Raw genomic sequence first — 15,811 nt, 5'->3', positions numbered from 1 at the left:
TTAAGAGTTAGGAGTTAGGAGTTAGGAATTAGCAGTTAAGAATTAAAACCTTTTTTAACTTATAACTCCTAACTTACAACTTATAACTCTCTTTTAGCGCTGTTAGTAAGCGTTGGTTATCGGACTCTTGACGTACAGCAACCCGGAAAAAGCGATCGCCTAGTTCTTTAAAACTAAGGCAATCGCGGATTAAAATCTGGTGACACTTGAGTAATTGTTGCTGTAAATGGGAAGTAGATTCTTGGGACTCAACCAGTAAAAAGTTAGCAGCACTTGCTTGGGGTTGCAATCCTGGGATTTCAGCTAAACCCTGAAACAGTTGGTTTCGTGCAGGTGGTAGCCATGCCCAGGTTTGCTGCTGAAACTCCGTATCTTGGAGTGCCGCAATTGCCGCTGCTGCCGCTAGCGTGTTTACAGGCCAAGGATCTCGCCATAGCTGCCATTTAGCTAGGCAGTCAGGATGTGCGATCGCATATCCCAATCGCAGTCCTGGGAGACTGTAAAATTTGGTCAGCGATCGCAATACTACTAAATTTGGATATTCCTGCACCACCGGAATCAGGCTTTCTTCCTCATTGGGCGGCACAAAATCCATAAATGCTTCATCCACCACAACCAAAGCAAATTGCTCCAGGTAGGGCAAAATAGACTCCCGTGAAAATAGTTTTCCGGTTGGGTTATGGGGATTATTCAGCAATAGTCCTTTGTCCTTTGTCCTCTGTCCTTTGTCAAGGAATAATGACCAATGACCACTGACCAATGACAAAGGACACTCCAGCACTTTAGCGTTGTACGCTGCCAAGGTTCGGTAGTAATCGCCAAAGGCTGGAGTAATCAAAATTGTTGCGGCTAATTGAGCTAATTCCCTACCGATTAGAGTGAGTAATTCTGCGGAGCCGTTACCCGGCAGAATCCACTCTGACGGCAATTGATGGAAGTGACTGAGAGCTAGTCTCAGTTCACTATAGTTTGAGTCTGGATAGTGCTTAAGATTACCAATTTGGGACTTAATAGCAGCGATCGCGCTGTTTGGAGGCCCCAACGGGCTGATGCTAGCAGAAAAATCCAGAATAGCATTAGGGGGACAGCCAGCCAGTGCTGCTGCCCAGGCTAAATTTCCCCCGTGTGCAGGTTGCCGCATTAAAAAAGGGTTCCCGAAGACAGAACCTATGCTTTTGGGGGTGCTACCTTTTCTCTAAACAGTTTTCCTGCGGAGAAGGCAGGAACCCTCGTCGCTGGAATTTCCATTTTTTCATTTGTTTTCGGATTGCGACCTTCACGGGCTTTACGTTCCCGTGATTCAAATGAGCCAAATCCCACCAATGTCACCTTATCACCAGAGGAAACCGCTTCAATAATCGTTTCTAGAGCAGCAGTTAAGACTGCATCCGCTTGTTTCTTGGTAACACTAGCCTTTTCAGCTACGGCATCAACTAATTCACCTTTGTTCATGTCAAACTCCTGAAGGTTTACTTGAGATTTCAGTACGGATGCACATTAATACATCCGTACTGAAATCTTTGTTTGCGGAAATACAAAAATCATCCTTTGGGAGTATTTTTTCTCAAAACGGCTGTACATCCCATCGGCTCGACTTTTCAATGAATCATTCTAAGGTGTAGTAGCCTGATGTGGATAGATGAAACCATTAATTTATATAGATTTCAGGATTTTTTGTAATTTTAGGGTACTTGTTTCACTAAAAACCACCCCAAAAGTAGGAAAAAATACTTAGTAAATCCCGCAATTGCAAAGAAAACAGGGGAGTAGGAGGTGGAAGATGGTCAATGTTTGTTGGCATTGATTAACGATGTTGAAGAGTTATTGCTGAGATTAACCAATTTTTATGGAAATTGAAGGCTCAGATTCCCAATTTCTCTAAAAAGTCGCAGATTTTGCTCACTTTTGATCTGATGTGGAAAATCCAATGCGAAATTTAACCCCATAGCAAGCTTCTTTAGTAGCGAAGAGGGAAAAATTAAAACTTCTCCCCTAGAAGGCTATCCATTAGTTACATGTTTCTTAACATTTATGGGGCGATGCCTACGGCGGTAAACTACGCTGCAAAAACTTTTTCTGGTGCATCCGTTACGCGTAGCTTACCGTAGGGGTACAACGAACGTAGGCACTGAACAAACCTATTCCCTAGCAGAAATTTTCTGTTGCACCCAAGCCCAAAAAGCACGGGTAGTATCAATTTCCCCATTCTTCTTAGCTTCTTGGATAAACCGAGGAATCTCCTTGACCGACACAGGTGCAAAAGTAGGGCTGGTTTCGACTTCTGAGTATTGCCCATCTGCAAGCGTGTAGACTCGCAACACACTGCCGTTATAGCGCCAAAATTCAGGGACTAGTTTGAGGACATTTTAAAACTTCCTCTTGTTTGTCTTGTGAAGAGAACGCCATTTTGTTAATAACTCTTGTTCTGGACTCATTAGTATTCACCCACTAGTATTACTACTTTTATTGTGATTGAGTATTCTTATTCTAAAATGACATTTAAAATCCTATTTATGAATAAGAAGATCCCCGACTTCTTAAAGAAGTCGGGGATCTGAGTTTTTGTCAGAGATAACTTACCTGCTCCTTATCTACCAGGAACCTTCAACCCACGACGCTCAAGGATTTGCCGCACCTCTGGGCTAGGGGCGTAGTTATAGCCGTAAGAGGAGTTCTCAGAGTCATCCATAATCTGAGGTGTAAGCAACACAATCACCTCTTGACGCTGGTTTTGTCGGTTTGTACTTCTAAATAACGAACCAATCAGCGGAAGATCGCCTAAGATAGGAATTTTGGAGACAGCTGTCCGATCTTGGTCTTGAATAATACCACTTAGGATTAGTGTCTGACCATCTCGTAAGCGAATTAAGCCAGAAGTAAGAGAGCGCTCAGACACTAAAATAATTTGTCCATTTCCTGTATTTTCTGAGGCGGAAGGAGCGCTGACAGTAGGAGCAACCGATAAAGAAACGAACCCATTATCGTCAATCCGCTCAATTTTGACACTCAAGGTTAAGCCAACTTTTTGTTTCTCAATTGTTCTTTCTGTTCTAGAACCACCAGAAGTATCCGTTGTTTCCAGGGTTATATTTCCCACTACTTCTTGAGTCAGATTCACCAGAGCCTGCTGACCTTCTTGCACAATTAAGGTTGGGTCGGTCAAAATCTTGGCATTGCCATTTGTCACTTGAGCCTGCAAGCTAGCGAGAAGACGCTTGGGGAACTGTATCGGCGCTGCAATAGTGCTAACAATATTATTGGCGAATGGTGTACTAGTCAAGCTAGTTCTCGCTTCAGCACTAGTAGCTGGTCTTCTACCTCCAAAATTCAGAGAGGCGATACCACCATCATTGCTAAAGTAGTTGTTACCAACCCCAAAAGAAAAGCTAGTGTTGTAGTCTTGAATGTTCGAGAGGTTGACATCAATAATCTTGACGTTGACTACCACTTGACGACGGCGGATATCAAGCTGAGTTAGTTGAGCCATCGCAATCTCAATGAGTCTAGGAGGGCCAATTAAGGTAAGTGAATTGGTGCGCTCGTCTCCTAATGCCTGTAAACCTCTTAGTAATGGATTAGAGTCTTGAAAACTAGCGCGTTGGGTTTCCAGTCTGGTTTCTGTGGTCGTCTGAGTTTGGGTGATGGGAGCAGCCGTATTACCCACGGCTACAGCACTAACACTAGTAACTTGTCGTTCGCGGCTGACAGCAGTTTCTGCTCCTAAGCCAACCAAAAAATTCAGAGCGGTTCCCACCGTTACCTGATTGAGTCGCATACTACGCATAACCATGTCACGCGTTGCATTAGGTAATTTAGCTCCGACAAAAACTGTACGACCACTACGGTTAGCTTCTAAACCACTCAAGCGCAAAACGTAGTTAAATACATCTTGCACTGGCTCATTTTCTATGTCTAAAGAAATAGTTTGAGAAACTGCTGGTGCATTAGCACCGCCACCTGGCTGACCTCCACCACCTTGCTCACCTCCGACGTAAGCCAGGTTCAAACCAGCAGCACGAGCAAGCAATGATAAAACCTCACGTACTGGGGCATCTCGCAGTACTAGACGAGGTACACGTTCCTGAGTTGCTAAGTCAACGGTACTAGGAGAAGCATCGGTAGCAGAAATAGCAATATCTCCCACTGGTGGGGCGACGGCTCGAGGTAAGAACGGTGGAGCCTGACTCACAGGTTGACCTGGCCCAGCAGCTTGTGCAGGTTGTCCGTCAATGGTTACTTGCGGGTTAGGAACGAGAACATCTGGCTTTTGGCCAGGTTGGGCTGGAGCTGGAGTAGTAATAGGTGGAGCTGTGGATGTTGGGGTTGTTGGGGCTGTTGGCGTTGGCACTGATGCTGTAGAGCCTGTTGAAGGGCTAAAGCTGAGTGTAATTCCATTTGGCGATCGCATCACGGGTTGACTGCCAGGTGCATTGTTGCTCCCAGTTACCGTCACCCGAATACTATTAGCATCAAGCTGACTAACCTCAACAGAGGCAATTCCTGGTGCTGGGTTATCTTGACGAAAGCTATTACCTTGTGGTAATCGTAATTGAGTGTTGATAACATCAGCGACTAAAGCCTTGCCTCTTTTTGTAGTGAAAACTTGGGGGCGCGATCCGGAAGAAGTTTTCAAAGCGACGTTAATTCCACCATTAACTGGATTTAACTGGACATCAGTAACTTGACTAATTTGTGCCCAAACTGGTTGAGCTGCCAAAAATACAAAAGCAGCAGTAGCTAAAATAAAACTATTACCGTGAAGCTGTTTCACAGTTCATTCCTCACCTTATAAAACCTTGTTTACAAACAATTTTGAGTAGGCGCTTAGAAACCACACGCCAATTGCTTATGGGGTTTCCCATTGGCGCTAACCTCTCTTTTTTGAAGAAGATCGCGTTGGCTTAACTACACGAGACTTTGCCCACCTACCCTGCGGAAAGACCAAGGGCGAAAGTGAGTTTCAAAATCCTCAATTATTTCCTTAGTGTGTGGGAAGGGTTTGTCTACGCTTGTGTAGCCGCGAATTCTATTCGTCCTAGCTCTAATTTGACTACTTTTTCGGGGCAGCTTTCGCTGCTGCGGCAATTTCCTCTGGACTAAGTGGCATCAATACCTGTAACTGGAATGATGTATTAATCGCTGCTGGGCCTACCTGCATCGGCGTTTTATCTAATGGGGATCTTGTCTCTGCTGGAGCCAAAGTTGCTTGATAATCTTTAACTATTAACAAAGGTTGTAACCGCTCAATGTTACGAATTATCGATTGTGTTTGTTCATAAGTTGCTGTAATCTCAGCGCTGATCGTACTGCGTTGCAGCTTGCCGTCAACCCCTAGTCCTAGACTTCCATCGGTAATCGGTTCTGGTTTTTGGGAAATCGGCACATATCTCTTCAGTTTGGCTCTTACTGCATTAATAGAAGTTGCACTATTGCCAGACTCAATTAAGCGGTTCAAATCCAACAGTAATGTATCTAAGGTTTTTTCGTTAGCAAATAAACTTAAAACCTGAACTTTTTGCTGCTTTGCCTGTGCTAGTTCGTCTTTAACTTTGTCAATCTGTTTAATATTGGCTTTTTTTTGCTCAATTTGCGCTTGCAGTTCAGAGCTTTTGGCTTGCTGCTGCTGATAGCTTTCCCAAGCTGGCATCAGCAGGTTTAAAAATATATAAGCTGCTCCCGCTAAACCAACTACCCCTACCAAGATCCCAATAATTTTTGGTGTGAAGGCAATACCAAATACTACGGGTGCGGCTGGCGTTGCCTGATCGAATTCCCCACCTTGTTCGGAAAAATTTAAATCATCACTCAGCGTCATTTTGAAATGACTCCTGTTTGTTGCATATTACGAATTCGAGTTACTAACCCCACTGTGCCTTTTTTTTCCAACTCTCGAATTAATTCCGACGCTGGAACGTCGTTCATGCTCGATTGAATAGTGTATTTAACTATTTGAGGTGGCTTAATTACGACATTATTAGAAGATTGACTCGCACTTGCTGGTAAGGGAGCATCTACTAACGCTGCTGTCAGAATTCTGGTTTCTGTGGGCTTCAAAAACTGAGATTGTTGTAAACTCAATAAGAAATCATTGACATCATTAAAGGAACGAGCCAATCCGTTAATTTCTAATCCCCCTGCGGGATTATTTGGTGGCTGACCTGCCGCTACTGCAATGGGTGGGATTTGCTTGATATTCTCGATTTGCACTGCCGTTGGGATGCGATCGCGCAAATCTTGCAGCATTGCTGACCAAGGTCGAATTTGGTCAAATACAGTAACTAAAGCTTGGGTTTCCCCTTTAATTGCCTTTGTCTCGTCTTTGATTTTGTTAATATTTCCTATTTCTGTATCTAACCTCTTGCTTTCTTGATCTAGTTGTGCAATCTGACCATCTAATTCAACAATCTTCCCTTGCAGCAACCACCAACCAACTCCAAATAAAACCGGAAGACCTATACCTACTGCAACTCCTACATACAGTAGTGTCAAATCCCCCGTAGGAAGTTTTAGGGCTATTCCTCCTTGTTTCTCTGGCTTTTTCTGGTATGCTGGGCGGTCTTTAAGAAAGTTAACATCTAGGCTGTACATTTTATTACACCTCCCGCATTCCTAGACCTAGTACGATCGCCAAGCCAGAGCGTTGTACCTGTGGATATTTATCAGTGTCAACTTCCAAAGATAAAGACCCAATTGGATCTATTTGGGTAGTTGGCAAACTCAATCGTTGGGTAAAAAATTCATCTAGCTGTTGAAGTCCACCTCCTGGCCCGGCTAATAAAATCTGCGCTACCTCCAAATTTTCACTTTGATTCAGGTAAAAATCGATGGAACGGCGCAGTTCATCCGTTAGTTCTCCCAAGACTCTCAATATGGCAGCCATGCCAGGATCGAGTTCGGTAACGCCAGTTTTACCCCCGTCTATGGGAGTTGCAGGAATAACCATTCCGTGTAACAGTTCCATATCTCGTGATGTAGGTAAGCTCATTGCCCTTGCTAAGGCAGTTTGCATTTGATAAGTCCCGATGGGGACTGTGCGCGAAAATTGCGGCACTCCGTTAACGATGATGGCTATTTCTGTACTATCAAACTCGATATCAACTAGTACTGCTGCTTCTTGCGGCCCAAATTGTCGCAGTTGTTCGCGAATAGTCCGAATTAGAGCAAAACTGTTAATTTCTAAAACATCAATTTGTAATCCTGCCTGCTCGAAGGTACTTATATAGGTATCCGTGATCTCCTTGCGGGTGGCAACTAAGAGTACGTGTACTTTTTCAATGCCATCTTCATCTACAAAATACCCAAGTTTCTGATAATCTACATCAGCCTCTTCACGAGGATAGGGTAAATACAAACCTGCTTCATGGTTCAGCACCATTTCTCGCAGTTCTTTATCGTCTAACTCTGCTGGCACTGGTATAATCCGAACGATAGAATCTCGTCCTGGGACACCAGTAGCAACGCGAGAAGTTTTGATTTTGCTCTCAGCTAGCGCCTGCTGAATTAATTGCGCCATTGCTGGAGGGTCGTTAATTTGACCATCGGTAACTATCCCTTCTGGAACTGCTACCGATGTATAGATTTCTAGTTTCAAGCCTTGACCCTGCTTGCGTAGCTGAACTACATTCACTCGTTCGGGAGCAAGCTCAATGCCTACCCCTTTCTTCGATTTGCCAAACAGACTATTGAAGCTTTTTACCACAGTTGTGCCCGCTGGACTGCTAAATTGAAAATTTAAATTTGTTGCAGTAAAGGCGTTATATATTACGTCTTTACGGGTAATTTATTTAGCCTATAATCTCAACAATTCTGTCTAAGCTTTTCACACCGATCAAGCGTAAAAATACTGGGAAAATGATTCAATTGCGAAAATTTAAACAACTTGTTGCTTTGGTACTGCTTGGCTTAATAACCAGTTGGGTTATAAGTTGCAGCACAGGTAATGTTAATACAAGTACAAAACAAGCTACTTCAGGAGCGGGAACTGTTGAGTTTTGGACAATGCAACTCCAACCTCAATTTACCGACTACTTCAAAAGCCTAATTGCGAATTTTGAATCGCAAAATCCAGGTATAAAGATTAACTGGGTTGATGTACCTTGGGCGGCAATGGAGAACAAAATATTAACAGCTGTCTCCGCAAAAACGCCACCTGATGTAGTTAACTTGAATCCGGGTTTTGCTTCTCAGCTTGCCGGACGAAATGCTTGGTTAGATTTGGATGCGAAAGTCCCGAATGATATACGTTCCTCCTATCTGCCGAATATATGGAAAGCAAGCACACTTAATGGCAAGAGTTTTGGGATTCCCTGGTATCTCACCACACGGTTAACCATTTATAACACTGATTTATTAAAACAGGCAGGTATCAATAAAGTCCCCGTAACCTACGCAGAATTAGCACAAGCAGCGCAACAAATTAAAGACAAGACGGGAAAATATGCCTTTTTTGTAACTTTCGTACCGCAAGATTCTGGTGAAGTGCTGGAATCTTTCGTGCAAATGGGAGTCACTTTAATAGATGCTGAGGGTAAAGCGGCGTTTAATTCAGCGCCAGGGAAAGCCGCGTTTCAGTATTGGGTAGACTTGTATAAAAAAGGTTTGCTTCCTAAAGAGGCTTTAACTCAAGGACATCGCCACGCGATCGATTTATACCAATCTGGAGAGACTGCGTTTCTCGCTTCTGGGCCAGAGTTCCTAAAAACGATCGCTAATAATGCCCCCAAAATTGCTCAAGCTTCGGAAATAGCACCTCAACTCACTGGTGACACAGGCAAGAAAAATGTCGCGGTGATGAACATAGTTATTCCTCGCGATAGCAAACAACCAGATGGCGCTGTGAAGTTTGCTTTATTTGTCACCAATGACGAAAATCAGTTAGCCTTTGCTAAAGCTGCAAATGTTCTGCCTTCTACAATCAAAGCATTGTCTGATAGTTACTTTAAAGATGTTCCAGCTAATGCTTCAACAATAGAAAAAGCACGAGTAATGAGTGCTCAAGAACTGCCAAAGGCAGAAATATTGACCCCGACATTGAAGGATTTTAATAAACTGCAAAAGGCAGTTTACGAAAACTTGCAAGCAGCAATGTTAGGGCAGAAAACTGTAGATAAAGCTGTAGAAGATGCGGCGCAGGAGTGGAATCAGAGGTAAATTCGTAATTCGTAATTCGTAATTCGTAATTCGTAATTATGATTTATGAAATATATTGGTGGTTGCTAAAAAGTCGCCGATTAAATAAAGGGAACCACACAAAACGATTAAATCGTCTGTGGTAGCGGTTGAGGTTGCAGCTGCTAGTGCTGTGAATAAATCTGGATGGATTTGGCGATCGCTTAATTCGGGACAGAGGCTGTAAGCTAGATTTGATAAGTAGTCTAGATCCGCAGAAGTTCTTCCGGGCCAGGGTTCTACTGGTATTGGCACTAAATAAAGGCGATCGCCTGGTCGCAGTAATGCGGTAAAAATATCAGCATGATCCTTATCGGCAAACATTCCCACAATCCAATTGACGGGGTTATGGTTAACTGAGTCTAAGCTATCAACATATTGGCGAAGAACTTGAGCGGCGGCAGTATTATGAGCGCCATCAAGTAATAATTTATGGTTGTTCCAAGTAATCCATTGCATCCGCCCCGGCCATTTAGTTTTGGCCATGCCGTTAATTATGGCTTCTTCTGAAATCTGCCAACCCTGTTGTTGAAGAATTTCTAAAGCAGCTATTGCCAAAGCTGAATTGGTTAACTGAATTTGTCCCGCTAACGGCAACGGATATTTAATTAAGTTTGAATTTTGAATATTTTGATATTCTGCCCATCCTGTAGCGATTTCACGGGCGGGTTGAGGTGTAAAAATTGGACATTGTAATTTTAAGGCGCGCGATCGCACCACTTGGTCTGCCTCTGGTGGTAATGGCCCAACCACAACGGGACATCCAGGTTTGAGAATACCTGCTTTTTCTCCAGCAATGTCAGCGACAGTAGGGCCAAGTTGTTGCCAGTGTTCCCAGCTAATGGAAGTAATGAGTGTAACCAAAGGTTCCAAGCAGATATTGGTTGCATCTAAGCGCCCTCCCAGTCCGACTTCTACCACAGCTACATCAACTTGCTGCCGAGCAAAATATAACCAAGCAGCCGCCGTAATTACTTCAAACTGAGTTGCCGATTCGTCCTGATGACGAATAACCGCTTGGACTTTTTCTAATAATTGACTCAATTCCTCAGAGGAAATTTGCTGCTCGTTCAGACAAATACGTTCCGTCCAATCAACTAGATGGGGTGAAGTGTAGCGTCCTGTACGATAACCAGCCTCTGTGAGTACTGAGGAAATATAGGCACAGACAGAACCTTTGCCATTAGTGCCAGCAACATGAATTACCGGGACTTGGTGATGGGGATTGCCGAGATTTGCCAATAGGTTGACAATGCGATCGAGTCCCAAATGGACACCAAAGCGTTGCAGGGGTTGTATTACAGAATCGATATCCAAGGAATGGGAGTAGGGAGTGGAGACAAGGGGACAAGGGGACAAGGGGACAAGGGGACAAGATGAATAATCAATGCTCAATACTTCGGCTTCGCGGTAGTTGAGCGCAGTCGAAACTCAGTACAAGTACCCCGTGCCCCATGCCCCATTAATGAATTTAAGCTTCTCTATCGAAAAAGCCTTGAAATTGTCTTAAAGCCGCAGCGCCAATATTAAACACTGCCCAACTAGCAGCAATGACTACTGGTGCTAAAACGATCGCTATACGAAAATCGATATCCATATCTAAGAACCCCTCTTTTAAGTAGAAATTAAAGTTTTGTCAACAGCTCTCATTTTTATTTTTAGCTGAAGTGGGCAATTTTTCCAAATCCAAATGTAAAGAATGTTTAAATTATGGGGTATTGAGCATTGGGCATTGGGGATTGGGCATTGGTTATTAATTCTTCTCCCCCTGCCTCCCCTGCCTCCCCTGCTCCCCTGCCCCCCTGCTCCCCTGCCCCCCTGCCTCCCTACTCCCTACTCCCTACTCTCTAAGCCTTGCTAAAACCAATATCAGTACCCTTACCAGCATGAACTAAAGCTAACTTTTGGTAACGTTTAGCGTGTTCAATCAGTTCTGCGGCTTCAACATCTGTTACTTGCCGTAATACTTTACCTGGAATACCGACAACTAATGACAAAGGCGGTACATTTTTAGTTACTACTGCGCCAGCACCAATAATGCTACCAGCGCCCACTCGTACCCCATCTAAAATCACTGCGCCAATGCCAATCAAACTTCCACGCTCAATGTAAGCAGAATGTACTACAGCGCGATGCCCTACGGTAACATGATCTTCTAAAATTGTTGGAAAACCAGCGTCACCATGTAGAATTGCACCATCCTGAATATTTGTGCATTCGCCAATTTCAATTCGTTCTACATCTCCCCTAACCACTGCTCCATACCAAATGCTCACTCCTGTTGCTATATTTACCGAACCCATAACAACAGCATTGTTCGCAATGAAGGCAGCTTGAGAAAAATCAGGAGATGTCCAGTAAGAAGCGGTAGACACGATAGAATATGAATATGGTACCCAGGAACACTGGAGAAACACCAACCTTTGAGGCTGGTTGCACAACCAGGATATCACAGCGTCAAGCCTCTACGCTGAGGAAAACACTAGTGAACAATGTTCCTGCCGCAACACCGTGTCTATGCAGCAGCGAGCAAGTAACCCAAAGTGGTTGAGCCGAAGTGTATAATCCAACCCACTAGTGCTGGTGAAGACAAAACTATGTTTGTACGCACTTCATGATGAATCCAGGTTTGCAGTACCCGATGTTTGGGCCGGAAATACAGTGTCCCCATTGTCGCCAGACTATTCCGGCGTTGACACTCACAGATACCTATCTGTGTCCGCGTCATGGCGCGTTTGAAGCTAATCCTAAAAATGGAGAGTTAATCCATTTGCAATCGGGGCGTCATTGGCGGAGATGGAATAATGAATGGTATAGACAACATACTCATCCTGATGGTATTCGCTTTGAAATTCACGAAGCATTAGACAAGCTCTATACCCAAGGTTTTCGAGCAACACGAGTGATTATTGCTCGACGCTATCAGGAATTAATGAGTGGCTACTTAGAACGCAGCACGCCTTGGCGTTCTGGACAACCAGAAGCTACTGCGGCACGTTTGTACGGTTTACCCGTGGAGTTTAGCCCCGATAGCTCAGATGATGCCTGTTGGGAAGTGATTAATTTTGACTTGGAAAAAGAGCCTGGTGTCCCTGTACGCTACCCTTATTTCAGGTTGTTTGAGTAAAGTTAGGAGTTAGGAGTGAGGAGTTAAGAGTTAAATTCAATTTAGAACTCATAACTTACAACTCCTAACTTTTGTTATGCACCACGCTTCTATTCGGACTGCGAATATTCATCGAGCGATCGCTTTCTACGAACTTTTAGGGTTTACAATCTCAGAACGCTTTACCACAGGCTACACCTTAGCTTGCTGGATGGAAGGATTGGGCGGCAGAATTGAACTGATCCAAATTCCCGAACCAAAGCCAGCCCCAGACGCCTTTGCTGACGAACATTATGTAGGGTATTATCATCTTTCGTTCGATTTAACTGAGATTACACCAGATTTACCTAGCTGGTTGACAAGTTTACAAGAACGTGCATTGCAAGCTGTTGAGAGTCAAACCGAAGGATTAGAACCGTTGAAGGTACTTTTAGAACCGACACAACAGCAAATAGGCGATCGCATTTACGAAGTGGCTTTCATCGCCGATACTGATGGCTTACCTCTGGAATTCATTCGGATTTTAGCAAAACTCTCGTAATTCAGCTTTTTTATTAGCTTTGTTGCTAATATATTGTTTTTCTGTATTGTTACTGAAGTCACAGATTTTTTCGTCAGATTAGAGTGTAGTCATTCTTCAAAATAACTATGTAACTTAATTTACAAATAAATCTGCTAAATACATGTATGGATTTTCCAAATTTTATTCTAAATTTTATAAATATCCCTTGCCGATATTACTTTTAAGTTTATGGCTAGTAGCTGTTTTTTTGTTGAGCGATCGACCTGCTCATAGCCAACATCCAGTTATATTTACTAACAAAGAAAAATATCAGTCAACCTTGCTAGCAAAAAGAATAATGCCCTCAACACTGACAGAAAATGTCCGCAAGACAGTACTAGAGAATGGTCTAACTGTCCTGACAAAGGAAGTGCATACTGCGCCAGTGGTGACGGTGCAAGTGTGGTACAAGGTTGGCTCGCGTAACGAAGAACCAGGCGTGAATGGCATTGCCCACCAGCTAGAACACATGATGTTTAAAGGTACAAAAAACCGTCCAATTCAATTTGGACGTTTGTTTAGTGCTTTAGGTAGTGATTCTAATGCTTTCACCAGCTATGACCAAACTGCATATTACGGTACTGTGGAACGAAACAAGCTGAAAGCGCTCTTGGTGCTGGAAGCAGACAGAATGCGAAATTCCCAGATTGAGCCGGAGCAATTAGCCAGTGAAAAGCGGGTAGTAATTTCCGAGTTACAGGGTTACGAAAATAGTCCAGAATATCGCCTCAACCGCGCCGTTATGCAAGCGGCGTTTCCTAATCATGCTTATGGGTTGCCTGTAGGTGGCACCAAAGCTGATGTCGAGAAATTTGAAGTCGAGCAGGTAGAAAAATATTACCGCAATTTTTACAGTCCTGATAATGCTGTCTTAGTGATTGTGGGAGATTTTCAAACAGCAAATACTCTCGAAACAATTAAAGAAGTGTTTGGTAAATTACCCAGGCAAGAGGCAGGGGGCAGGAGGCAGGAGGCAGAAGGCAGGAGACAGAAGGCAGAAATTATTTCTCCCTCATCCCCAATAGTATTGCGAGAACCGGGAGCAGGGCGGCTGTTACAAGCTGTGTATCCGTTACCGGATGCAAATCAACCGGATGTCCCGGCGCTGGATGTGATGGATTACATCTTGACAGAGGGACGGAATTCTAGACTTTATCAGGCATTGGTGGAATCAGGTTTAGCTAGTGAACTTACAGCATCCGTTACCAGTTTGCGAGAATCTGGCTGGTATGAGTTGTTGGTAACGGCTGGAGCTAAACAAGATTTGAAAAAAATTGACTCAATGTTGAGTAGTGCGATCGCCAATGTAGCAGAAAAAGGTGTGACATCTGAGGAAGTAGAACGAGCCAAAACTCAATTAGCAGCAGATGTAATTTTGAGTAATCGTGATATCACCTCTCAAGCAATGCGATTGGGCACTGATGAGACAACTGTTGGTGATTATAGCTACACAGACCGCTATTTGGCAGCTGTTCGTTTGGTGAAGCCGACGGATGTCGTTGCTGTGATTAACAAATACCTGACAAAAGAAGCGCGGACAGTAGGCTTTTTTGAACCAACTCAAAAGCGGATAACAGAAGTTGGTGAAAAACCAGACTCAGCCCAAACTACAGAAAATTTCTCTCCTGGCGCACCTGTGCTTTTTTCTGAGGTGATAAAGTACTTACCGCCTGTGGATTTGGCTACAGATGCGATTGCCCAAGTCTTACCCCAGGAATTTAAATTGACTAATGGATTGCGGTTATTACTGTTACCAGATCGGAGTACTCCCACCGTTACCTTGAGCGGTTATATTCAAGCTGGGACGGAATTCGATCCAGAGAATAAAGCTGGATTGGCTGCTTTTGTGGCAGATAATTTGCTAAATGGTACTAAGAGCAAAGATGTTTTAACTATTGCTAAAGTCTTAGGAGAACGAGGCGCAAGTCTAGACTTTCAAACCTACCGCGAAGGCGTGCATATCGAAGGTGATAGTTTAGCAGATGATTTGCCAATACTCCTAGAGATATTAGCAGATGTTGTGAAAAATAGTACCTTTCCCAGCAAAGAGTTAGAACTGCATCGCCAACAAACTTTAACTGATTTGCAACAGGAATTAGATGAGCCATCAGAAGTAGCCAGAAGAGTATTTGTTCAGTCAATTTATCCGAAAAAACACCCCTTACATACCTTCCCGACAGAGGAGAGTTTACAGCAGATTCAGCGCCAGGATGTGATTGATTTCAAAGCTAAACATTATCGCCCAGATACAACAGTGCTAGCGCTGGTGGGAGATTTCGATCTAGACAAAGTCCGATCGCTGATTAAAAATAAGTTGGGAGACTGGGAAGTTAGCGGCCAAGCACCCACATTAAAATATCCTCCGGTGGCAATGCCACAGAAAATTGTCAGTGTCAACCCAGTTTTACCAGATAAAGCCCAAGCTGTAACTTATATGGGTTACACAGGCATTAACCGTTACGATCCTCGATTTCATTCAGCCTTAGTATTAAACCAGATATTGGGAGGCGATACCTTATCTAGTAGACTAGGTGCAGAAGTGCGCGATCGCCAAGGTTTGAGCTATGGGATTTATAGCTCCTTCCAAGCCGGGAAGAATGTAGGGACATTTTTGATTGAGATGCAGACTAGTCCTGAAGATAGCAGTAAAGCGATCGCTAGTACCCGTCAAATACTACAACAAATCCATCAACAAGGTGTCACGGCACTGGAAGTTGAAACAGCTAAACACACCCTTATCAGCAACTACAACGTTTCCCTAGCAAACCCAGAGGAATTAACAGATAGAATACTGATGAATGAGGTGTATGGACTAAATAAAGTAGAATTGCACTCCTTCGCTGATAAAATCCAGAAAGTTACCCTTACTCAAGTTAATCAAGCGGCTCGTGAGTTACTCCACCCAGATCAAATCGTAGTCGTTACTGCTGGGCCATCTGTGTTAGTAGAGAAAAGTATTAGGTAGAGATAAGGCA

At 43.6% G+C, this 15,811-nt stretch carries 13 protein-coding genes and 1 pseudogene; 4 read left to right on the top strand and 10 right to left on the bottom strand.

All coding sequences use genetic code 11. The features are described from left to right. Positions 1-73: 73 nt before the first annotated feature. The 7 genes and pseudogenes from cobD to RM049_RS00775 form a co-directional block, all read right to left on the bottom strand. On the bottom strand, positions 74-1,141 hold the full coding sequence (gene cobD / locus RM049_RS00805; RefSeq protein WP_322702831.1) for a threonine-phosphate decarboxylase CobD: 1,068 nt from the start codon (positions 1,139-1,141) through the stop codon (positions 74-76). Between the two features lie 26 nt (positions 1,142-1,167). After that, complete coding sequence (locus tag RM049_RS00800) at positions 1,168-1,452, bottom strand: HU family DNA-binding protein (protein ID WP_010998076.1); 285 nt, start codon at positions 1,450-1,452, stop codon at positions 1,168-1,170. Between the two features lie 686 nt (positions 1,453-2,138). Further along, positions 2,139-2,351 (bottom strand): annotated as a pseudogene (locus RM049_RS00795) (Uma2 family endonuclease); the annotation flags it as partial. A 236-nt stretch (positions 2,352-2,587) separates the two neighbouring features. Continuing rightward, positions 2,588-4,771: an AMIN domain-containing protein gene (locus tag RM049_RS00790; protein WP_322702830.1), complete on the bottom strand. Its 2,184-nt coding sequence runs from the start codon at positions 4,769-4,771 to the stop codon at positions 2,588-2,590. Positions 4,772-5,050: 279 nt separating this feature from the next. Beyond that, positions 5,051-5,815, bottom strand: a complete 765-nt coding sequence (locus RM049_RS00785; protein ID WP_322671750.1) for a pilus assembly protein PilO — start codon at positions 5,813-5,815, stop codon at positions 5,051-5,053. Further along, positions 5,812-6,588, bottom strand: coding sequence for a PilN domain-containing protein (locus RM049_RS00780; protein WP_322702829.1), 777 nt, complete (start codon positions 6,586-6,588; stop codon positions 5,812-5,814). Before RM049_RS00780 ends, RM049_RS00785 begins: the two co-directional genes overlap by 4 nt. Before the next feature lie 4 nt (positions 6,589-6,592). Further along, entirely contained in the window at positions 6,593-7,699 is a 1,107-nt protein-coding gene (locus tag RM049_RS00775) for a type IV pilus biogenesis protein PilM (RefSeq protein ID WP_322702828.1), read from the bottom strand. 152 nt (positions 7,700-7,851) lie between these two features. Here RM049_RS00775 and RM049_RS00770 point away from each other — a divergent pair, with 152 nt between their 5' ends. Then, positions 7,852-9,150, top strand: coding sequence for a sugar ABC transporter substrate-binding protein (locus tag RM049_RS00770; RefSeq protein ID WP_322702827.1), 1,299 nt, complete (start codon positions 7,852-7,854; stop codon positions 9,148-9,150). Positions 9,151-9,186: 36 nt separating this feature from the next. Here the strand turns inward: RM049_RS00770 and RM049_RS00765 are convergent, their stop codons facing one another. The 3 genes from RM049_RS00765 to RM049_RS00755 all read right to left on the bottom strand — a co-directional run bounded on the left by RM049_RS00765 (position 9,187) and on the right by RM049_RS00755 (position 11,543). Beyond that, positions 9,187-10,485 carry a folylpolyglutamate synthase/dihydrofolate synthase family protein gene (locus RM049_RS00765; protein ID WP_322702826.1) on the bottom strand — a complete coding sequence of 433 codons (1,299 nt, stop codon included), beginning with the start codon at positions 10,483-10,485 and terminating at the stop codon, positions 9,187-9,189. Positions 10,486-10,639: 154 nt separating this feature from the next. Then, a complete protein-coding gene (locus tag RM049_RS00760) occupies positions 10,640-10,765 on the bottom strand; it encodes a photosystem II protein Y (protein ID WP_322671746.1) in 126 nt (41 codons plus the stop codon). A gap of 250 nt (positions 10,766-11,015) precedes the next feature. Continuing rightward, a complete protein-coding gene (locus RM049_RS00755) occupies positions 11,016-11,543 on the bottom strand; it encodes a gamma carbonic anhydrase family protein (protein ID WP_322686321.1) in 528 nt (175 codons plus the stop codon). A 239-nt stretch (positions 11,544-11,782) separates the two neighbouring features. Between RM049_RS00755 and RM049_RS00750 the strand changes: the two genes are divergently transcribed. The 3 genes from RM049_RS00750 to RM049_RS00740 all read left to right on the top strand — a co-directional run bounded on the left by RM049_RS00750 (position 11,783) and on the right by RM049_RS00740 (position 15,801). Continuing rightward, positions 11,783-12,295, top strand: a complete 513-nt coding sequence (locus tag RM049_RS00750; protein WP_322664825.1) for a TIGR02652 family protein — start codon at positions 11,783-11,785, stop codon at positions 12,293-12,295. A gap of 76 nt (positions 12,296-12,371) precedes the next feature. Continuing rightward, positions 12,372-12,815, top strand: a complete 444-nt coding sequence (locus RM049_RS00745; RefSeq protein WP_322702825.1) for a VOC family protein — start codon at positions 12,372-12,374, stop codon at positions 12,813-12,815. Between the two features lie 142 nt (positions 12,816-12,957). Then, entirely contained in the window at positions 12,958-15,801 is a 2,844-nt protein-coding gene (locus RM049_RS00740; protein WP_322702824.1) for a pitrilysin family protein, read from the top strand. Positions 15,802-15,811: the final 10 nt, after the last annotated feature.

This window comes from Nostoc sp. DedQUE04 (genome assembly GCF_034530995.1).
Classification (GTDB): Bacteria; Cyanobacteriota; Cyanobacteriia; order Cyanobacteriales; family Nostocaceae; genus Nostoc.
Note: the sequence above shows the minus strand (reverse complement) of the source record. Positions and strands in the feature narration are given on the sequence as shown.